The organism is Desulfosarcina sp. (assembly GCF_046496365.1).
In the GTDB taxonomy this organism is placed as follows: domain Bacteria; phylum Desulfobacterota; class Desulfobacteria; order Desulfobacterales; family Desulfosarcinaceae; genus Desulfosarcina.
The window spans coordinates 12,530-33,006 of the sequence record NZ_JAWOHB010000046.1 but is presented as its reverse complement, the minus strand read 5'-3'; the positions used below and the strand labels follow the sequence as shown (position 1 = coordinate 33,006).

The window sequence follows — 20,477 nt, the reverse complement described above, 5'->3', positions numbered from 1 at the left end:
GGTGATATCGGAGTCTGCCCGTGGCCGCAAATAATGGTGAAGCGCTGCTTTATGTCGACAACCTGAAGATGTATTTTCCCGTTCACGGCGGCGTCCTGCGTAAACGCGTCGGGTATGTATACGCCGTGGACGGCCTCTCCCTGACCGTGGGAACCGGAGAGACATTAGGGCTGGTGGGTGAATCCGGTTGCGGCAAGACCACTGTGGGCCGCTGCATCCTCAGACTTTATCAACCCACCCATGGCCGGGTGGTCTTTGAAGGAGAGGATCTGCTGACGGTGGGTCCAAAAACCCTTCGTCGTGCCCGCCGTCAGCTGCAGATGATTTTCCAGGATCCATTCGAATCCCTCAACTCCCGGCACACCGTGGGAGATATCCTTGCCGAACCGTTCATCATTCACCGGATCGGCAAACCTGCGGATCGAGCCGGCGCAGTGGCCGGCCTGCTTGAACGGGTCGGACTGGCAGCCGATGCCGCCAGCCGTTTCCCCCACGAATTTTCAGGCGGTCAGCGCCAACGCATCGGCATTGCCCGTGCCATCGCCCTCAATCCCAAACTGGTCGTTTGTGACGAACCGGTATCGGCCCTGGATGTCTCCATCCAGTCCCAGATTCTCAACCTGCTGCTGGCCCTTCAAAAAGACCTGGGTCTCAGCTACCTGTTCATTGCCCACGATCTTGCCGTTGTTAAACACGTCTCCGATCACATCGCGGTCATGTACCTGGGACGCATCGTGGAATATGCGTCCGCCGGGGCGTTGTATGAGATGCCCCTGCACCCCTATACCCAGGCACTGATTGCCGCCATCCCCGATCCTGATCCCCAAAAGAAAAATGTGCCGCCGCTGCTTTCCGGCGATGTCCCGTCTCCGATCAATCCGCCCCCGGGGTGTCATTTCCATCCCCGCTGCCCTTACGTTCAGGCGCGCTGCCGGACCGAATCGCCGCTGCTGGAACAATTCGGTCGACCTGCGTCCGGCCATTGGGTTGCCTGCCATTACGCCGGTTGTCTCGAGGGCGCAGCAGGTAGGCGATGATGTCGGCATCGTAATGCAAAGGTTATCGGCCACGATGATCACGGTGTCCGTCCTGCCGGAAGGCCCGCCGGGCAGCGGATCAGGTCAAGCCGCTCCAGGGGAGTGGCAAGGTCAACGATCACTGTCGAACCAGGCTGGGCCAGGGACTGCGGCTTCCCGTATCCGTCAACGATCCTTTCAACCCGATCCCGCCGCGTGGGACCATGGGGAGACAAAACATCCACCGCCTCTCCCGCAAAAAATTTATTTTTGACCTGCACAAGGGTGCCGCCGTCCGGATGGCGGCGGATGGCTTTGCCCACAAAGCGATAGCCGGGGGCGATGCGGTCATCCAGGTTGGCGGATGTCTGGTCCGGGTCGCCGAAGTAGAATCCAGTACAGTATCCCCGGTGGCTGATGGCTGACAGTTCCGTGATCCAACGATCCTGGACCCGGTAGTCGCTGGGGTCGTGTAGCCAGGCATCCAAAGCTTCCCGGTAAACCTTGACGACACCGGCCAGGTAGTGGATGCTTTTCATGCGCCCTTCTATTTTCAGCGAGCAGACTCCCGCTTCGATCATGCGGGGCAGATGCTCGATCATGCAAAGGTCCCGGGAATTGAAGAGATAGGCGCCCCGGGGATCCTCGGCGATGGGGAAGTACCGGCCGGGGCGGGTCTGCTCCATAACCGTGTAATGGAATCTGCAGGGCTGGCAGCACATGCCGCGATTGCTCCCCCTTTTTTTCATATAGCCGGACAGCAGGCAGCGGCCCGAGTAAGCAATACACATGGCGCCGTGTGCAAATGTCTCAACTGCGATTCCGCTTTCCGCCGCCATCTGGCGGATCTCTTCCAAGGTCAGTTCCCGAGCGGCGTTGACGCGGGCGGCGCCCAGGTCACGCCAGAAGCGGGCGGTGCCGGTGTTGGTGGTGTTGGCCTGGGTGCTCACGTGAAGGGGAACATGGGGCAACAGCCTGCGCGCCTGCATGAAGATGGCCGGATCGGCGACGATCAGGGCGTCCGGTTCCACAGACTGCAGGGCGGTCAGGTAGTCGGCAATGGCCTGTGCTTCGCCGTTCCTTGAGAATATGTTGACGGCCACGTACATCCGCACGCCGTTTTGGCGGGTAAAATGGCGGGCGGCCTGCATTTCCGGCAGTGAAAAATTTCCGGAAAAGTTTCTCAGACTGAAATCCCTGCCGGCCAGGTAGACGGCATCGGCGCCGTAATGGACGGCAATTTCAAGTTTTTCGGGTGTGCCGGCTGGCGCCAGCAGTTCAACTGTGTCTGCGTTGGCTTTCATTTACGGGCCTGCTGTCTGCCGCCACTGATCACGCAGGTGCGCCAAGGATGCGTCAAGGGCCGGCTGAGAATACACTTCCAAGGAAACTACACCCGAAAAGGTTCGTAAAATTGCGAGGACCTTGTCCATGTGCAGCTGCGAAAGACGGTTCAGGGGCAAATGGTCCCTGGCCTGGTCCACACCGTGCAGGTGAATAATGGTTATGCGTGGTTCCCACACTGCGAAAAAGTCGAAAAGATCGACGCCATGCACCATGAGGTGGCCCATATCCATGCACACGGACAGATCCAGCCCCGTGACGACGGGTGCCACCTGCGCGAATGGATAGTCCAGTGTTTCAACGGAGATCCGGCGGCTTTCAGGGAAGCGTCTCAAAATCTTTGCGAGGCTATCGGTCATCAATTCTTGCCAAGTGGATACCGGCACACGCTTGATGTCGTCCGGATTGCGGTTCAGGTGCAGCGTGAAGGTGGATGGCGCCAGCGGTCCACAGCGGTCAAGGATCTGCTGTAGCGCATCGGTGGAGCGCCGACGCTCCAATGGGTCCGGATGTCCCAGGAAAATATCGGCTGGAAGGTGAACGTTGTAGGTGATGTCCGCGGTGTCAGCCAGGTTTGCCAGTTCCCGAATCAGCCGGGTTGACGGGAGGCGCTTTGTCGGCCGGCTTTCAAAAAAGAGCAGTTGGATTTCGTCCACAAAACCTGCCAACAGCCGCACGTTGTCCGCGTAGCCGGCTGGATAAACAAATGAGGGGCAGGCCAGGACAAAGGGAAAAAGGTGCCTGCATGGGTGCTCCAGCGGCGCAAAGGGTATCCTTGATTTTTTCGGGTGGGTCATCGCGGGTCTACAATCCTGTCTGCTGGATAAGGATGGCTGCCGCTGCGACCACGTAGATGATCGTTGACGTGGCGAGCATCAATCGGCAGGCCTGCCGGATATGCACCGGTCGCGCTTCAGATAGCCCGCGGCCGATAACGGGTTTTCTTACCAGCCGGCCGTGGTATCGGTTGGGACCGCCCATCCAGAGCCCCAGGGCACCGGCAAAGGCAGCTTCAGGGAATCCGGCATTGGGACTGGGGTGGGCGCGTCCGTCTCGGCGGGCAATTTTCAGTACGGCCCGACCCCGGCCATTGATCAGGTGAGCGGCCAGAGCGATGACCGGCACGCTGAGGCGTGCGGGGATGAAATTGGCCGCATCGTCCATGCGGGCGGCGAAACGGCCGAACAGCAGATAGCGGTCGTTTTTGTAGCCGACCATGGAGTCCAGGGTGTTGACCATCTTGTAGGCCATGGCCAGAGGAGCGCCTCCGAGTACGGCAAAAAACAGTGGCGAGACAACCCCGTCCACCAGGTTTTCGGCCACGGTTTCCACGGTGGCCCGGGCTATCCCCGCTTGATCCAGCCGATCGACCTCCCGGCCTACGATCATCGACACGGCACGCCTGCCTGCTGAAAGACCCGATTCGGCCAGCGTGCTGCCCACGTTCATGGCGGCTTCGGCAAGGGACCGGGCTGAGATGCAGGTGTAGAGCATGAGCGTTTGCAGAATGATCGCGGCAAAGGGATGGACGGATGCGGCCAACCTGACCAGCAGCAGGCAGACCATCCACACAGTTGCAACCAGCAGCGCGGCCATGAATGCGCCGGAAGCCAGCGGACGCATGGGCAGCAGCCGGAACCGCGGCTCCAGGCGTTCGATGGCCTTGCCCATCCAGCGCACGGGATGGGGTAGCCACAGCGGATCCCCCAGCAGCATGTCCAGGGCAACGGCCAGGGTCAGGGCAAGTGCCAGGCCGTCAATTGGCATCGACGTTCCCCCGTCTGCGGTGATTGCGGATCAATTGTTCCAGCAGGCCCGCTGCCCGTCGGTTTTCCATTTCGCTCTTTAGGGAGATGCGGATAAAGGCGTCCGACAAACCGGTAAAATTGGTGCAGTCCCGGATCAGGATGCGGTGGTCGGCCATGTACCGCCATACCGTGGGCGCGTTCAACCCTTCGGGCAGCCGCATGAGAATGAAGGAGGTGGCCGAGGGGAAGCACCGGGTTCCATTCTTCTGGTGGAATACTTCTTCTATTCGTCTTTTCTCTATATCTAACATGTTCCGGGTGGAAGCAATAAGCCGTTCTACCAATTCGGATCGATCCATGAGCCACTGCACGGCCACCTGAGCCAGGCTGTTGACCGACCACGGCAGGGCCAGGGCAGCCAGTTGCGGCATCAGCGCGGCCGGGGCCTTGACAAAGCCGATGCGCAATCCGGGAATCCGGAAGACTTTGGACATGGAGTTGAGCACCATGACGTTGGGCAGATCCGTACCGATCATGGTGGCCTGTGCCGGCAGCGGCGCAAAGGGCAGGTAGGATTCGTCAATGACGAAGACCGTGCCGGGCAGGGACCGGCACAGGTCATGGATGTCGACACGTCGGGCAATGGCGCCGGTGGGATTGTTGGGATTGCAGATAAAGACCAGGTCAGCCCTCGCCGCCGCTTGGCCGATTGCCTGGATATCCGGTACAAAATCATCTGCCTCCCGGCAGATCAGATGGTCGCAGTGCACCCTATTCATCGCGCAGGCATCCCGGTAGTCCGAATAGGTGGGACCCACTACCAGTGCGTTTTTTGCTTCCAGGGCCCGGGGAATCCGGTAGATCAGTTCGGTGGTGCCGTTGCCCGCCACCACCTGCCCGGGATCGATGCCGTAAAATCGGGAAAAGGCCGCAACCGTCGTTCCGGCGTCCACTTCTGGCAGGGTCGCGACCGCCGCCAGGTTGGATTTGAGATGGTCAACCAGCTCGGGCATCGGGCCGAGGGGATTGACATTGGCGCTCATGTCGCTGATGTCCGACGGCCGGCAGCCAAGCCGGTGGGCCAGCTGGTAGATATTGCCCCCGTGACCGTTGATCATCGGCCGCCTCCCACACACAGCGCCAGAAAAAGGACCGCTTCGGTGATTTCGGTCATGGCACCGAGCAGGTCGCCGGTAATGCCGCCCAGTTTTCTGCGGTAAAGAAAGATGAGGGCGGTGGTCGCAGCGGCGAAAGACAGGTTCAGCAAGAGTCCGCGCCATCCCAGGAAAAGAGACAGGATGACCGGTACGGCAAGGAATTTAAAGTCCATCGGGGTCAAAGGGGTATCGAAAAAGCGGCTGCCGGTGCCTTCATCACCACGTGCATAGGGCAGAGAACGCATGCCGAAAATCATTGCCGAGCGGGCGTAAGCAGGAACGATCATGAGCGCCAAAAACCGGCTGTGGTTGATTGCGCCGACAGCGGCCATTTTGACAAGCAGTACGCAGACCACGGCCACCAGTGCCATGGCCCCCACCCGGCTGTCTTTCATGATGGCCAGGGTTTTTTCACGGCCGCGCTGGCCGTAGAGGCCGTCCGCCGCATCGGCCAGGCCGTCCAGGTGCAGGGCGCCGGTTACGGCAGCCAGAAAGATCACATCCAGCAGTGATGCCAGGCCAGGCGGCCACAGGGTCGACGCGATCAGGTCGAACAGGGATAGCGCCAGGCCGATGGCCAAGCCGGCCAGTGGAAAATTGATAATGATTGCTCTGGGGTCGAAGGGTCTCTGTTTCCCCAGCGGGATGGCGGTGATGAATTGGAGCGAGGCGATAAAACCGTTCATGGGGCCGTGCTCTGGAAAGGGGGTTTGATGGTCACGGGAATGCCGGCCACGGTCCAGACGACCCGGTTGCAGGCGGCGGCCATGGACTGGTTGGCCCAGCCGGCCAGATCCCGGTAATGTCTGGCCAGCCGGTTGTCCGGAACGATGCCGGCCCCCACCTCATTTGAGACCAGTATTATCGCGTGGGGGGCCGATTTTACAGCTTCTGCCAGACCACCGATGTAACGCCGAATCCGGTTAACGTCCTGGGTTTGCATAAGCAGGTTGCTCAGCCACAGGGTCAGGCAGTCGATCAGGATCACATCCGCCGACGGGCTGTGGGTCGCAATGGCGTCGGCCAGATCGACGGGGACTTCGAGGGTGTGCCAGGTGGGGCTGCGTTCATGTCGGTGCCGGTCCACCCGGGCCTGCATTTCGTCGTCGTGGGGTATGCACGTGGCCACGAACACCCGCTGCCGACCACCCATGCCTTCGGCAAGCTCAAGGGCATGGCTGCTTTTACCGCTGCGGCAGCCGCCGAGAACCAGTATTTTATCGGCGTTTTTCATGATTATTACCAGTCGGGAAGCCGTATCTCCTGTAAGCGGATTCAAAATCGAGCCATAACGGGCCTAAATTTACCTTCTCAACGGGCCCACCAGGGCGCTGATTCGCTGCATGTCCACATGGCGTTGGAAATGGTCGGCCAGCAGGGCATACTGCTTGATTTTAAACCCCAGGCCGCCGGTTATCGGAACATCAATACCGGGCAGCCCCACGGCGGTGAGCCAGCGGATGACCAACGCCGGCGTCTCAAAAAGGCCGTGTATATAGGTGCCCATGATGCGGCCGTTTTCGATCGTGCACCCCTCCTGATCGTCGACCCGATTGCCGTTTCTGCTTTGAACGGTCAATAGGAACCGTCCCCCTGTCAAATGGGTTTGGCCCATGTGTATCTCGTACCCGGTGCCCGGGATGCCGTCCCATGAAAAATGGCTGAGGGTGGTTGTTTTAGGGGCTTTGAGTATCGTTTCAACGGGGAGCAGGCCCAACCCGTCCGTGGTTCCCGGTTGACCCTCCAGGCCCTCGGGATCGTGGACCTGTTTGCCCATCATCTGATAGCCGCCGCAGATGCCGGTGATGTGTCCGCCGCCAGCTCTGAAATCCGCAAGCCGGGTTGCCCAGCCTGTCGATTTAAGCCACTGCAGGTCGTAGCGGGTGTTTTTGGAACCGGGCAGGAACACGGACGAAAATGCGGACAAGTCCTGGGGCGTTTCGACAAAGTGGACGGTCAGCCCCGTCAGCGCCATCAATGGGTCAAAATCGGTGAAATTGGAAATGTGCGGGATGCGGATCACCGCCACTGCCGGTTTGCCGTTGACGGCAGGTGTAACGCTCCTGGGTCCTTCGATGACCACTGAATCTTCGGGGTCGATACGGATGTGGTCATACCATGGCAGCACACCGAAAACCGGCAGTCCGGTTTTATCTTCGATCCACTGCACGCCATCCGTGAACAGGCGCCGGTCGCCGCGGAACCGGTTGATGATAAACCCGGCCACCCGGTCCTTGAAGCGCCGTGGAAGGCACTCCAGGGTACCCACCAGCTGGGCGAAGATTCCGCCGCGGTGAATGTCCCCCACCAGGATCACCGGCGCGTCGGCATAGTGCGCCATGGGGAAGTTGACGATGTCATGGGCCATGAGGTTCACTTCGGCACAGGAACCGGCGCCCTCCAACACCACCAGATCGTGTCTGGAACGCAGGCGGTCAAGGGCGGCCTCGGCGGTCTGAATCAGGTGCGCCTTTTTTCGATGGTAGTCCATGGCCGTCTGGTTGCCGATGGCTTGACCCAAAAGCACCACCTGCGAGCCCACGTCGCTGGTCGGCTTGAGCAGGATAGGGTTCATGTCCACATGGGGGGCGATCCCGGCGGCCTCGGCCTGAACAATCTGGGCCCGGCCCATCTCCAGCCCCTCCGGGGTGACGCCGGAGTTGTTGGACATATTCTGAGCCTTGTAAGGCGCCACCCGTAGACCCTGATCCGCGAAAATCCGGCACAGGGCTGCGGCAATGACGCTCTTGCCTACATCGGAGCCGGTGCCCAGCACGGCAAGGCAGGCGGCTTTGGGGGGATGGTCGGGTTTGTCGTTCATGTCAGTTGATAGGCCTGGGTGTTTGCAATTGGATCCTGGAATCCTTGGACGCTATTTCTCGATTCCGGTTCTGGCCGTGACACCGGCCTGGTAGTAGTGCTTGACGGCCTGCATCTCGGTTACCAGGTCGGCCCTGTCGATGACGCGCGCGTCTGCGCCCCGACCGGTGATCACCAGTTCCACATGGTCGGGTTTAAGCGACATGACGGCCAGGATTTCGTCGATCGGGAAAAGACCGCACATGGCCGCCACGTTGCCTTCCTCCATGATTACCACCTGGTATTTGCCGGAGGTCAGCGCCGCGCGAATCGCCTGGAGTCCCTTTTGGGCGGCGGCCACATCCGCCGTCGAGGGTTTGGCTTTGATGAATCGGCCCAGTCCGAACTGTTCCACGGTGATGCGATCAGCCAAGCACGCCAGGGCCTTGATCTCGCTGTAGTCTCCGGATTTGATAAACTGGGCGATGTAGACATTGAGCCCGGCGCCGGCGGCCCGCAAAGCCAGCCCCAGCGCGGCCGTGGTCTTACCTTTGCCGTCTCCGGTATAAACCTGGGTAAATCCCTTTTTGAATGCCATCAATTGCTTCCCGTGCCGATGGGAATAAATGACCCCGGAATGGCTTTTTGGAATAAACAGCCGAAAATCAACATTGCTGCCCGGCGATGTCGTACTTTTTTGCGTATCCCCGCGGGGTAATCATGAATCCGTCGTAATTGAAGGTGGTGGAATTGCCAACGAACACGGTGGTCTGCATATCCACATGCGCACGGTCCAGCGCTTCCAGTGTGGTCAGCGTCACCCGCTGGTTGTCCCGCATGGCGCCGGTGACGACACCCACCGGTGTCGCCGGATCACGGTGCCTGAGGATGATCTCCTGGGCGTGGGTCAGGTGGTCGGTCCGGCGCCGGCTCTTGGGATTGTAAATCACAATCACAAAATCGGCCCTGGCCGCCGCCTCCACCCGTTTCTCGATCGTCTCCCAGGGCGTGAGCAGATCGCTCAGGGAGATGGCGGCGAAGTCATGGGTCAAGGGAGCCCCCAGAAGCGACGCGCCGGAGCACAGGGCGGGAATGCCGGGTACCACCTCGATAAAAAGACGGTCCTCGTCTTCGGGCCGGTCGGAACCGCCGATGGCGATGGATCGCCGGCGGCACATCTCAAGCACCAGCCCGGCCATGGCGTAGACTCCCGGATCCCCGCTGGAAACCACGGCGCAGGCGGTTCCCGCCAGAGCCAGATCCAGCGCCGCCGATACGCGGTCGACCTCTTTTTGCATGCTGGTACTGACGATCTGCTTTCCCGAAATCAGCGGCCGGATCAGGTCGATGTATGTGGTATAGCCGGCCACGGCATCGACGGTCGCCAGCACCCGGATGGCGTGCTGGCTCAGGTGCTGCGGTGCACCGGGTCCGATGCCAACGATATATAACCGTCTGCGGCTACCGCCACGGTGACGTTGGCCGTCTTCTGTTTGGGAACGATCAGGCGACCCCGGTTTGTCGCCAGCAAGGCTGCCGCTTCGCATACGCTTTTGACTCCTATGTGTTTCTCGACCAGGGTCGATGGGGTAGGCACCTGCACCACCGCCTTGAGCCGGTCACGGGAAAATAGCATCACCTTCAGATTCAGGGACTGTGCCAAGTTCAGCAGTCCGGGTTCATCGGCCTTTAAATCCACCGTGGCCAGGGCGCGCAGGCTGGAGGCGGCCAGTTTGTTGACAGCGACCGTCTCCAACAACAGGCTGCGCATCTCATCAACGCTGGTGCCTCGGTTGCATCCCATTCCCGCCACCAATGATCCGGGTCGCAATACCAGCACATGGGGGGGCAGGTCAAGGCGGATGTGATCCACAAATACCCCGGCAGCGTTATCGTCAAAGGCATTGGTGGCAGCCTGAAGGGTCTGGCTTGCCGGCAAGTGGTAGGCCAGCTTTTCATAGGGATCGTGGACAACGATCGGACCGCCGGTGAGCAGGGCCATGTTGACTGCCTTGATGGCAGCCGAGTTTTCGATAGTCAGTCCGTTTTCCAAGGCGATGACATCGATGGCCGGTACCCGGTTGACATCGGTGGCAGTGGTGATCACCGGCAGGCCGCCGGTGATCCGGGCGACCTCCATGGCCAGCGCGTTGGCACCGCCTAAATGACCGGAAACGAGGCTGACGGCGAACCGGCCGGCCTCGTCGCAGACCACCACGGCAGGGTCGGTGGTCTTGTGGGCCAGGTGCATGGCGATGCAGCGGACCACTATGCCGGTGGCCATGATGAAGATGTGGCTGGAAAAACCGCCGAAATGCCGGTCGATCGCATCTTTCAGCCGGGAAAATCGGATGGTGCCATCGATGGCCGTATCCAGCTTTGCCGACAGGAAGCGGGTGCTGCCAGACATTTGCCGGGCGATGGACCGGGCCAGTCGGGCGCCATTGGGGGTCAGCGCCCAGATGGCGGTACCTGCACGGGGGGCCGACTTCACTGTTCGTCCTCCGCCTCCCGGCATCCGTGGGTGAAGTGCCGATCGTAGAGCCTGGATTGGTGTTTGAGGTTATCCAGGCTTACATCCAGCACGCGTCCGACGACCACCAGGGCGGTATGGGTGATTTTTTCTCTGCGGACGGTTGCAGCCAGCTCCCCGGTCGTGGTCCAGTGAATTCTCTGATCGGGCTGGCTGGCCCGGTAAACCACCGCACAGGCGCTTTCAGGGCCGTAGGCCTGGGAGAGCGTCTGCGTCATTTCGTCCACCAGAGAGATGCTCAGGTAGATGGCCATGGTGGCCCGGTGGGCGGCCAGCGACTCCAGGGATTCGGATTCCGGCACCGGCGTCCGGCCGGCCATGCGGGTCAGAATCAGCGTCTGGGAAACTTCGGGCAGGGTGTACTCGATCCCCAGGGCCGCGGCGGCGGCAAAGGCGGCAGTGACACCGGGGATCACCGTGTAAGGAATGCTGCGGTGTGATAGTTCGGCCATTTGTTCGAATATGGCTCCGTAGAGAGAAGGGTCGCCGGTATGCAGGCGAACCACCTTTTTGCCCGCATGCCAGGCGTCGGTCATGGCCGCGACCATCTCTTCCAGGTGCAGGCCGGCGCTGTTCAGATGTCGGCAGGTTGGAGACGTCCATTTAAGCACTGCCTCGGGCACCAGTGATCCGGCGTAAACCACCAGTTCGGCCGTAGCCAAGGCCTGCTGACCCTTGACCGTGATCAGGTCCGGATCCCCGGGGCCGGCGCCGCAGAAGACCACGGGGTTCGAGGTGGGTGATACCGGATCAGGGGAAGGGGATGGGTGCGTCACGATGGATGCTCTCTTTTTTGCTGGTGGCTTGTCCGGTGAGGCTGCCGGTGATTATCCAGACTGGGTTGGCTGCCTCCAGGCGATGGCTGAAGGGCATGGCTCTGGCCCGGCTCACCTGGATCTGAACCATGTCCATATCAAAACCCAGATCTTTCAGGGTTTGGCTGGCCGCTGCCAGATTGTCGATCAGGACGGTGTTGATCACGATGATACCGCCGGGTTTCAGGCGCCTGGCGGCCGTGCCGATGATGTCGGTCAGGGTCGGCCCCCCGCCGCCGATGAACACCCGGTCCGGATCGGGAAGGTCGGCCAGTCCATCGGGCAGACGGGCATGGATTATCTGCATGTTGCCGATGCCGAAGCGTGACCGGTTTGCATGGATCTGTCTGATCCGTGACGCCTTCTGTTCCACCGTAAAGATCGCTCCCCGGGTGATCGACTGTCCCGCTTCGATGGAGATCGACCCGCTGCCGGCGCCCAGATCCCAGAAGACGGCGCGGTCGAACAAGCGCAACCGGGAAAGGCTTACGGCGCGCACTTCGGCCTTGGTGATCAACCCTTTTTCATGGGTGAACCAATGGTCGGGCATGCCGGGAAACAGCGCTGGCCGGACCTGGCGTCCGGGGTCGGGTTTCAGGATCACCAGGTTGAGGTCCGAAAAGGTCATGGACTTTGCCTGGTCCGGTGGGATCCGGGCCACCTTTTCGTCTGGTGTGCCCAGGTTTTCAAGCACCCACATGCTCACATCCGCCATGGAATTGTCGATCAACGCTGCCGCCAGCCATGCCGGACCGTGGGCCGGGTCGGTGTAGACCGCCACCGTATCACCGACGGCCAGGTGGTGCAGCAGTTCGCCGGTATGGTTGCGGCCATGCAGGCTCACGACGCGAACGTCTTGCCAGGGTTCGCCCAGGTGGGCGAAGCCGGCGGCCACGGCGGACACGTTGGGCAAGATTCGTACATTGCCGACCCCCAGGCGGCGCACCAGATAAGCGCCGATGCCAAAAAACAGAGGATCGCCGGAGGTGAGCACCACGATGGTGTTATCGGGCATCTTTGCCTGAAGAAAATCGCCCAATCCGTTAAGATCCCTGTCGACAACCCGCCGCTGGCAGGCCAGATCACCGAAATAGCCGAGCAGCCGTTTGGCACCCACAAGAATATCGGCGGCCTCGATGAGCGACCGTTGCCGGGATGTCAGGTCCTCCGGCGAGACCCCCATGCCGATGATGGTTACGGGAGGTGCCACTGATTTATCCTTCAATGCCAAATTCAAGCTTCCGTCTTCTGTCATCAGGTGTCTGCGTCGCCACCCTAGCCGCAATCCGGCTGTGTGTCAACCGCTGTGGTGCCGTCGTAATCAAAAATCACGCAGCGCACGCGGATCCGATTGTCCGAAAACCCCTCGGCGCAGCGGCGGGTTTCATCGGCCACGCGTGCGATTACTGCCGGTGCGGCTTCCTTGAGCGGATTGAAGGCGTGCCGGGCGGTGTTCGCGGCGGCAATCCGGGCGGCCAGATCTGCGTTGCCAGTATGCTCCAGGGTCCAGCGGGCGAGGGCAGCCAGGGTCAGTTCGGATTTGGCTGCGTGGGTGTGGGGGATGTTTTGGGCCATTTTTACCGCCTTGCCGAAAAAGACGGCCAGGGTTGCCGAAGAAAACCCGCGTGCGGCGGCGGCAGCCAAGGCTGTCTGGAAGAAATCACCAATCTGAATGAACGCCTCTTCGGCGTATGCCGGCCAGCGGTTCTGGGCAAAGCGTTCGCTGCGTCTGCCGGTGGTAAGCACCAACCGGGTCAGTTTGGCGGCCCGGGCCACGTCCATGGCTTTTTCGATGGTGGCCGCATAGGCGTCGTGGGACATGGGACGGACGATGCCTGTGGTTCCCAGGATGGACAGGCCGCCGAGGATACCCAGGCGGGCGTTGAGGGTGTTTTTGGCCAGCAGCTCCCCTTGAGGGACGAATACCTCGACGTGAATGCCGGCATCGGTGGGGTCGGTGTCAAGCACCGCATTGATGCTGTTGGTGATCATGTCGACAGGTCCTGACGTGATGGCCGCACTGCCCGGCGGGATATCGAGGCCGGGCTTGGTCACCACACCGACCCCGATGCCGCCGGTAATGCGGATGCGGTGCATGGCCGATCGCGGTTCCAGGGTTACCATGGCACCGATTTCGGCGCCATGGGTGACGTCCGGGTCATCCCCGGCATCCTTGATGACCGTGCAGCGCGCCTTGCCGGGTGCCACCAGCCGGCACTGATGAACGGCGATCCTTCTGGTTTCACCGGTCAGGAAAGTGATCTCCACCTGCGCCGGAACCCGCTTGTTCAGCAGCAACTGGAGGGCCGCCCTGGCCGCTGCGGCGGCTGCCGCACCGGTTGTAAATCCGGATCTGAGGGTTCCCGCCTTGCGTTTCAAGGTTTTTTTTTCCTCAGCTGGTACTTTCTTACCGCTGCGTTGTGTTCCTTGATGGTGGTGGAAAACTGGTGGGTCCCGTCTTTTTTGGAGACGAAATAAAGAAAGTCGGTTTGGGCGGGGAACAGGGCCGCTTCAAGGGCCAGGGCACCCGGACTGGCGATGGGGCCTGGGGGCAGCCCTTTGATCTTATAGGTGTTATAAGGGGTGTAGGCTTCCAGGTGCTGCCGTTTGATATTGCCGTCAAAGACAGGGATGCCGTAGATGACCGTGGGGTCGGTCTCCAGGCGCATGCCTTTTTTCAGCCGGTTGTGAAAGACCGATGCAATCAGCGGCCGCTCTTCGGGGGCGCCGGTCTCTTTTTCGATGATGGAGGCCAGCGTGACAATGTCGTGAACGGTCATTCCCAGGGACTTTGCCCGTTGCTCCCAGGCGGGCTTGAATGCGGCTTTGAACTGTTTGACCATCGTGGCGATGATGGTCGGGCTGTCCAGTCCGCGCGGGAAGTAGTAGGTGTCCGGAAACAGATACCCTTCCAGGCTATCGGCCTCGATGCCCAATCCTTTGGCTGTCTCCGTATTGCGGGCGGAATCGAGAAAGGCCTTCTCCGATTCCAAGCCGGCGGCAGAGACGGCGGCGGCAATCTGAGCCAGGTTATACCCCTCTGGAATGGTTAGCCGGTAAAGGTGGACCCTGCCTTCAACCATCTGTTTTAAGATCTCTCGGGGCGTCATGGTGGTGGCCAGAAAGTACTCGCCAGCCTTGAGCAGTTTTTCTTTCTTCTCCAGTTTGGCCAGTACGGTGAATCGCAGGGCATCTGAAACCAGACCCTCCTCCTGAAGGGCGTTGGCAGTCCTCTTGAGCCCCTGGCCGGAGGAGACGGTGAACAGCTTCTCCATCCCCGGCGTCCCCGCGGACCGATCCGCCCAGGCAATGAGATGCATGTACAGCAGACCGCTGGTGCAGATGCCCACAAAAAGCATTGCAAACAGGGAAAGAACCAGTTTTTTAACCATTCCCAGACGCTTTCAAAATCCAGTGTGTTAATAAGAGCCCACCATAAGACATGCCATCGACGCTTGTCAAAGGGGTTTATTTTTCCAGTGAGGGACGGTATAGATAAAGGCGAACCGGATACTCACAGGAGGCATCGGCCATGGCCGTACGTCGGAATGACATGGATCGTTACCACGGGTTTGAACAAGGCCCCATCCGACCGCCCAGCGAGGCCGGCAGCTTGCTGGTCCGGGTGACCCGCAACTGCCCCTGGAACCGCTGCGCCTTCTGTCCGGTATATAAAGGGGCGCCCTTTTCCGTTCGCCCCGAAACCCACGTTATCACTGATATCGATGCGCTCCACCGGCATGTGCAGACGCTGAAACGCCTTGCCGACCCGTCCGGGCAGATTCTCCGCCAGCCGATCAATGAACAGATGCGGGACCTTGGGCCCGAAGACCAGCAGTCCTTTGGTGCCGCACTCAACTGGTACGCCGGCGGAATGACTTCCATTTTTCTGCAGGACGCCAACAGCCTGGTGGTCAAACCCGACGCACTGATCCGGATCCTCAATCATCTCCGGTCCCGCTTCCCCTGGGTTGCGCGCATCACCTCCTACGCCCGTTCACATACCATCGCCCGCATCAGTGATGACAACCTGAGGCAGATGCGTGCGGCCGGGTTGAACCGCATCCACATCGGGCTGGAGTCCGGTTCTGATGCAGTGCTCAAGATGGTTAGAAAAGGGGTGGACAAGCAAACCCAGATCAAGGCCGGAGAAAAGGTTAAAAAGGCCGGCATGGAACTGTCCGAGTATGTAATGCCGGGCCTGGGGGGCAGGGACCTGTCCGAAAACCACGCGACGGAAACCGCCGATGCATTGAACCGGATCAACCCGGATTTCATCCGTTTGCGCACATTGGCCATCCCCGCAGGGATTCCACTGGCTGAGGAGCACCGCAAGGGGCGATTCGTCAAGCTGAACGATGTCGAGGTGATCCGCGAAATCCGGTTGTTCATCGAAAGCCTGGCGGGTATCACCAGCATGATCGTCAGCGATCACATTCTTAACCTGTTTGAAGAGGTCCAGGGTCGGCTTCCTGATGCCAAAGCTGATATCCTCGCGGCTCTGGACCGGTTTCTGGCGCTGTCACCCCATGATCAGTGCCGTTTCCAGGTGGGTCGGCGGCTGGGCATTTTTACCCGCCTGGCCGACATGAACAGCCCCAAGCGGCGCGCCAAGGCGGATGCCTTTTGCGCACAGCACGGCATTACGCCGGACAATGTGGATGCCATAATAGACCAAATGATGATGCGGTTTATTTAATATGGGGCTTAAACACAGCTTCAGGGCTGCCCGAAGGAAAATCGACGCGCTGGATGGAAATGAGCGCACCACCCTACTGGCTATCTGCCGTGACATCCGGCATGCCCAGCATGCCCTGACCCAAAAAGCGGCCCCCCTGTTGGCGAGCTGCATGGGTAAATGCCGGGGCTTGTGCTGCCGCAACATCCTTCCCGCCGACATCGTCACCGAATGGGATCTGCTCTACATCCTCGCCATGGCGCCGGAGATTGAAGATGCCATGGCGGTCTGCCTCACCAGGGAAGGCTTTTTTCCCGCAGACTGTATTTTTCTCGAAAACGGCACCGGACCCTGCCTCTTTCCCGACACCCTGCGCCCGGAGCGCTGCATCATCTCCTTTTGCCGCGTGGAGCCTTGCATAGAAAAGGAGATTGGCCGGGTGATGAGCGGATTCAGCCGGCTGATCCGGTTCTTCATGTTCAGGCCGCTTCGTCGTCTCCAGAGATGGCTGCTGCAATTAAACCCCACCGGTCGCTGCATCCACCGGTAATAACCCTGCTGCATATTTCATTAAAGACTTTTTAGCCACGGTCGATACATGCCTAGGACGGTGTCTTTCCAGTTGGCCCGGCTGTGTCCTTTTGGATCAGTATCCATCAATATCGCTCAAGGGTATGGGGTTTGCAAACATGTTCAAGAATCTGCCATTGCTCGTGAAACAGATGATCTATTTTTCATGCATCACCATGATTCTGGTGGTGGTCGGTTTGGTGGGACTATTCGGCATGCGCAACGTGGGCACCAAACTGCAGGCAGCCACCGAATCGGGGCCGCTGATCTATGCCGCCATGGAGATGAAAATGGCCGTGGCCAACGATCTGCAGTTGTTCAAAAGCCTGGAGGCGGCGCAATGGCCGGACGAGGTCGAGGCCACCTGGCGTGAGCACGAGAAGATTGCAGGCGATTTCACCACTTTGGGGAAGGCCATTTTAAATGGCGGCGAGACGAAAACCGGCATCATCGAAGCGACCAAGGATCAACACCTGCGGCAGGTCCTGGCCGATGCCCTTCGTTTTTACGAGGCCTCTTTTCATGCCAAATTCAAAATCCTGGCGGATCTGATTACCAGTAAGATTTCGGCCGAGCCTTACGATTATGCACAGTTGGAGCAGTTGGGCGCCGAGGCCAGCCAGATCGGAGAAACGATCATCGCCAGACTCAAAGACGTGGAAACGGGGGTTCAAGGTTCTATCGAATCCGTGAATGCAGAGGCCCGTCAGGCCATGACCAGGGCCAAGACATCCATGCTGATCGGCATCGCCGCGGGGGTTATGCTGGCTTTACTGCTGGGATTTGTCAGCACCCGCAATATTACCCGTCCCATCAAACAGGTGGTCAGGCTGGCGCAACAGATGTCCGAAGGTGATTTTACCCACAATTTAACCCTTGATCAAAACGATGAAATTGGGTTGTTGGTGGCTTCCCTGAACCGCCTGGTCGTTCGAATGGAAGGCATGCTGCGGCGGGTGGTCAACAGTGTGGACACCCTGCGCTTTTCAGCGGGAGAAATGACCCGCATATCCGATCAAATGGCTCGGGGTGCAGACCTGACCGCAGGAAGATCCAATACGGTGGCAACGGCTGCCGAAGAGATGAGTGCCAGCATGAGCAGTGTATCCGCGGCCAGCGAAGAAGCCACCACCAACGTTTCCATGGTGGCGGAAGCCGTGGCTGGCACCATGGAAACCATCCAAGCGATCGCCCGCCATTCGGAAAAGGCCCGAACGATCGCCGACGGTGCGGTGGTCCAGGCGGATCAGGCATCGGCGAAAATGAATGCCTTGGGAAGTGCCGCCGATGCCATCGGCAGGGTGACTGAAGTGATTACGGCAATTTCCGAACAGACCAACCTGTTGGCACTCAACGCCACCATCGAGGCAGCCCGCGCCGGCGAGGCGGGTAAGGGCTTTGCGGTCGTGGCCAATGAAATCAAAGAGTTGGCGCGCCAGACGGCCCAGGCCACCCATGAGATCAAAGCCAAGATTGAAGGCATCCAGCATTCAACTGGTGAAACCGCTGGAGAAATACAGCAGATTTCCGAGGTGATCAACCAGGTGAACGCCATCGTCGCTACCATCGCCACATCCGTGGACAGTCAACTGGCAACCACCCGGGAGGTGGCCGGCAATGTGCGCGAGGCCTCTTTGGGATTCGGGGAAATCAATGCGAACGTGGCCCAGTGCTCTCAGGTCACCGGACAGATTTCAGCGGACATTGCCGATGTGAAATCGTCGGCGGATGAATTGACCCAGACCAGCATGGCGGTGGCATTTAATGTTAAGGAGCTTTCCCAGCTCGCCGAAAAGCTCCACGATGTGGTGGCCCATTTTCAGGTCGACCCGCCAAAATTCGACATCGCCGAGGTTAAAAAGGCCCATATGGTCTGGTATGATCGGCTCACTGCGGCAATCAAAGGAGAATTAGACATTTCTCCGGCGGAGGTTCCCGATTGTAAAAGCTGCAATTTAGGACACTGGTACCACAGCGAGGCAGGACAAGCATTGGCCGATCTGCCTGGATTTGCCGAAGCCGGCAGGCACCACGAGGACCTTCACCGCCTGGCTCGTGAAATTGTCGGCCTGGTGAACCAGGGCGAACGCGACAAGGCCAACCAACGCATGACCGCTTTCAACGATGCCCGGACCGGGCTGTTCAATGGGTTGGATACCCTGTATTGCGCGTGACCCAGGCTCCCTTCCGATGGGGACGAACCATCGGGTTAAGTAGGATTTTTTGATTCGGCGTCAGCGCTGCGGCTTCTGCAGACCCGAATGTAACTCTGGCGCCTTGTCCTGTTAACCGTTCCCGATCAGAGCCGGATTTCTTGGCCGAACCGCTGCGGTCCCACGATGAACTTGGTCGTAACCAGAGATCCAAGAATCGTTCCGAGGACGCCTGGGGCCATGACGTTTTGACCGGCCAGGTAGAGCCCTTTGACGTTGGCGCGATTCAGCAGGGCGGCCGACAGCATCTGGTCGTCGGAGCGCATCACCCCGTAGGCCGAGCCGTTGGGGCTGTTGACCCAATCCCGGATGGTCAGTGGGGTATAGGTGTCGATTACGTCGAGTCCATTCAACGGGCCGGTGACGGGTTCGACTGCTTTGATGAGGCGGTTTGCCAAGGCCGATTTCGCGGCGTTGTAGTCGTCTCCCCTGTGCCCGGTGCGGGTGTTTTCCCATGGCTTCCAGAGCTCGTCGTACCCCCGGGTGATGAGCGACAGCAGCAGGTATTCAGGGCGGCTGCTGGAACGCAGCTGGGTGAAGATCACGTCGTCGATCGATCCGGCAGTATCGGTTTTCATGGAGAAGACGTTGTAGGGCAGGGGCACGTGCGCGTCGGCCGGCACGATGGCATTGACGGCAAACATGCCGCCGGTGTTCACCAGTCCGGCAATTCTGCGCCCATAGGACGGTTTGACATGCTTGGGTCCTAGAAGGTCGACCACCACGCTGGGGTGCACGGCAGCAACCACCACAGGGGCGTCATACCGGGTCCCGTTTTTCAGGGTTAGGCCTGTTGCCCGGCCCTCGCGAACGTTGATGCTGCGAACGGCCTGTCCGCAAAGGACGGTTCCGCCCAGGTCGATGAGTCGTTGGACCAGCACTTCGGCCATGCGGGTCCCGTGGCACTTCAGGCGCCAAGCAGAAACCAGATAGCTGGCCAGGGTCATGGTGTGGTAGAACTGGGGACACCGACGCGGCGGTACGCCAAACCACACACAGGGAACGCTCAACACACTTTTAAGGCCCGGCGAACACCCCATGCGGTCCAGCAGACACCACAGCGGATCGTGCCTATCGATCAGGTTGTCCGCAGACGGGGTATTAAAAATGAATTCAAGGCGGTCCAGCTCACGGGCACTTTGACGCACCAATGCCATGAACCTGTCGATTGGATCCTGCTCTTTGGGAAAGGCCTCCTTCAGGCCGGCTTCGTAGGCATCCAGGCCGACGGGTACATCAAATTGCCGGGATCCGGAGGCGGCATCGGTGAAAAGATAGCGATCCACCGGCGAATTCGCCCCCATACGCTGCAGGGGTAGGTTTTCGGTAATGCCCAGATAATCAAACAGTCGTCGAAGCACCTGCCCCTGGTCCAGTGCACCCAAGTAATGCAATCCCATATTGCAATGAATGCCGCGGCGGACGTAGCTTCGAAGCATGCCGCCGGGCTGGCGGTTTTTTTCGACAACCGTTACCGAAAAGCCGAGTCCGGCAAGAATAATGCCCATGCTCAGGCCGCCGACACCCGATCCGACAATCAGCGCTTTTTCATTTTGAAATGAATGGTGACGCATCTGGTTTTCCTCTTCCGGCAATACCGGAAA

The 20,477-nt window shown here is 59.8% G+C and carries 19 protein-coding genes; 4 read left to right on the top strand and 15 right to left on the bottom strand.

Annotated features, from left to right (window positions below; all coding sequences use genetic code 11):
• The first annotated feature begins 68 nt into the window (after window positions 1-68).
• Window positions 69-1,037: an ABC transporter ATP-binding protein gene (locus R6V78_RS03310; protein WP_410287928.1), complete on the top strand. Its 969-nt coding sequence runs from the start codon at window positions 69-71 to the stop codon at window positions 1,035-1,037.
• A gap of 38 nt (window positions 1,038-1,075) precedes the next feature.
• On the opposite strand, the gene R6V78_RS03305 is transcribed toward R6V78_RS03310, so the two are convergent.
• The 14 genes from R6V78_RS03305 to mltG form a co-directional block, all read right to left on the bottom strand.
• A complete protein-coding gene (locus R6V78_RS03305; protein WP_410287902.1) occupies window positions 1,076-2,320 on the bottom strand; it encodes a peptidase U32 family protein in 1,245 nt (414 codons plus the stop codon).
• On the bottom strand, window positions 2,321-3,157 hold the full coding sequence (gene cbiR, locus R6V78_RS03300; protein WP_410287901.1) for a cobamide remodeling phosphodiesterase CbiR: 837 nt from the start codon (window positions 3,155-3,157) through the stop codon (window positions 2,321-2,323).
• A 7-nt stretch (window positions 3,158-3,164) separates the two neighbouring features.
• Window positions 3,165-4,127, bottom strand: a complete 963-nt coding sequence (gene cbiB / locus R6V78_RS03295; RefSeq protein ID WP_410287900.1) for an adenosylcobinamide-phosphate synthase CbiB — start codon at window positions 4,125-4,127, stop codon at window positions 3,165-3,167.
• Entirely contained in the window at window positions 4,117-5,226 is a 1,110-nt protein-coding gene (locus R6V78_RS03290; RefSeq protein ID WP_410287899.1) for a pyridoxal phosphate-dependent aminotransferase, read from the bottom strand. Before R6V78_RS03290 ends, cbiB begins: the two co-directional genes overlap by 11 nt.
• Window positions 5,223-5,951 carry an adenosylcobinamide-GDP ribazoletransferase gene (gene cobS / locus R6V78_RS03285; RefSeq protein WP_410287898.1) on the bottom strand — a complete coding sequence of 243 codons (729 nt, stop codon included), beginning with the start codon at window positions 5,949-5,951 and terminating at the stop codon, window positions 5,223-5,225. Before cobS ends, R6V78_RS03290 begins: the two co-directional genes overlap by 4 nt.
• Window positions 5,948-6,499, bottom strand: a complete 552-nt coding sequence (gene cobU / locus R6V78_RS03280) for a bifunctional adenosylcobinamide kinase/adenosylcobinamide-phosphate guanylyltransferase (RefSeq protein ID WP_410287897.1) — start codon at window positions 6,497-6,499, stop codon at window positions 5,948-5,950. Before cobU ends, cobS begins: the two co-directional genes overlap by 4 nt.
• A 69-nt stretch (window positions 6,500-6,568) precedes the next feature.
• On the bottom strand, window positions 6,569-8,086 hold the full coding sequence (locus tag R6V78_RS03275) for a cobyric acid synthase (protein ID WP_410287896.1): 1,518 nt from the start codon (window positions 8,084-8,086) through the stop codon (window positions 6,569-6,571).
• Between the two features lie 51 nt (window positions 8,087-8,137).
• Window positions 8,138-8,662: a cob(I)yrinic acid a,c-diamide adenosyltransferase gene (locus tag R6V78_RS03270; RefSeq protein WP_410287895.1), complete on the bottom strand. Its 525-nt coding sequence runs from the start codon at window positions 8,660-8,662 to the stop codon at window positions 8,138-8,140.
• Window positions 8,663-8,729: 67 nt separating this feature from the next.
• Window positions 8,730-9,476 (bottom strand): precorrin-3B C(17)-methyltransferase, encoded by a 747-nt coding sequence (gene cobJ / locus R6V78_RS03265; protein ID WP_410287927.1) that lies wholly within the window; start codon window positions 9,474-9,476, stop codon window positions 8,730-8,732.
• Entirely contained in the window at window positions 9,473-10,558 is a 1,086-nt protein-coding gene (locus R6V78_RS03260; RefSeq protein WP_410287894.1) for a cobalt-precorrin 5A hydrolase, read from the bottom strand. Before R6V78_RS03260 ends, cobJ begins: the two co-directional genes overlap by 4 nt.
• Window positions 10,555-11,373 carry a precorrin-4 C(11)-methyltransferase gene (gene cobM / locus R6V78_RS03255; RefSeq protein ID WP_410287893.1) on the bottom strand — a complete coding sequence of 273 codons (819 nt, stop codon included), beginning with the start codon at window positions 11,371-11,373 and terminating at the stop codon, window positions 10,555-10,557. The genes R6V78_RS03260 and cobM overlap by 4 nt, the downstream gene beginning before the upstream one ends.
• Window positions 11,348-12,622: a precorrin-6y C5,15-methyltransferase (decarboxylating) subunit CbiE gene (gene cbiE, locus R6V78_RS03250; protein ID WP_410287892.1), complete on the bottom strand. Its 1,275-nt coding sequence runs from the start codon at window positions 12,620-12,622 to the stop codon at window positions 11,348-11,350. Before cbiE ends, cobM begins: the two co-directional genes overlap by 26 nt.
• Window positions 12,623-12,687: 65 nt before the next feature.
• Window positions 12,688-13,791 (bottom strand): cobalt-precorrin-5B (C(1))-methyltransferase CbiD, encoded by a 1,104-nt coding sequence (cbiD, locus tag R6V78_RS03245; RefSeq protein ID WP_410287891.1) that lies wholly within the window; start codon window positions 13,789-13,791, stop codon window positions 12,688-12,690.
• On the bottom strand, window positions 13,788-14,804 hold the full coding sequence (mltG, locus tag R6V78_RS03240) for an endolytic transglycosylase MltG (protein ID WP_410287890.1): 1,017 nt from the start codon (window positions 14,802-14,804) through the stop codon (window positions 13,788-13,790). The genes cbiD and mltG overlap by 4 nt, the downstream gene beginning before the upstream one ends.
• Before the next feature lie 140 nt (window positions 14,805-14,944).
• Here mltG and R6V78_RS03235 point away from each other — a divergent pair, with 140 nt between their 5' ends.
• The 3 genes from R6V78_RS03235 (at window position 14,945) to R6V78_RS03225 (ending at window position 18,834) form a co-directional block, all read left to right on the top strand.
• Window positions 14,945-16,111 (top strand): radical SAM protein, encoded by a 1,167-nt coding sequence (locus tag R6V78_RS03235; protein WP_410287889.1) that lies wholly within the window; start codon window positions 14,945-14,947, stop codon window positions 16,109-16,111.
• Window position 16,112: 1 nt separating this feature from the next.
• Window positions 16,113-16,640, top strand: coding sequence for a hypothetical protein (locus tag R6V78_RS03230; RefSeq protein ID WP_410287888.1), 528 nt, complete (start codon window positions 16,113-16,115; stop codon window positions 16,638-16,640).
• A gap of 139 nt (window positions 16,641-16,779) precedes the next feature.
• On the top strand, window positions 16,780-18,834 hold the full coding sequence (locus tag R6V78_RS03225; RefSeq protein WP_410287887.1) for a methyl-accepting chemotaxis protein: 2,055 nt from the start codon (window positions 16,780-16,782) through the stop codon (window positions 18,832-18,834).
• A 125-nt stretch (window positions 18,835-18,959) separates the two neighbouring features.
• Here the strand turns inward: R6V78_RS03225 and R6V78_RS03220 are convergent, their stop codons facing one another.
• Window positions 18,960-20,447: a phytoene desaturase family protein gene (locus R6V78_RS03220; protein ID WP_410287886.1), complete on the bottom strand. Its 1,488-nt coding sequence runs from the start codon at window positions 20,445-20,447 to the stop codon at window positions 18,960-18,962.
• Window positions 20,448-20,477: the final 30 nt, after the last annotated feature.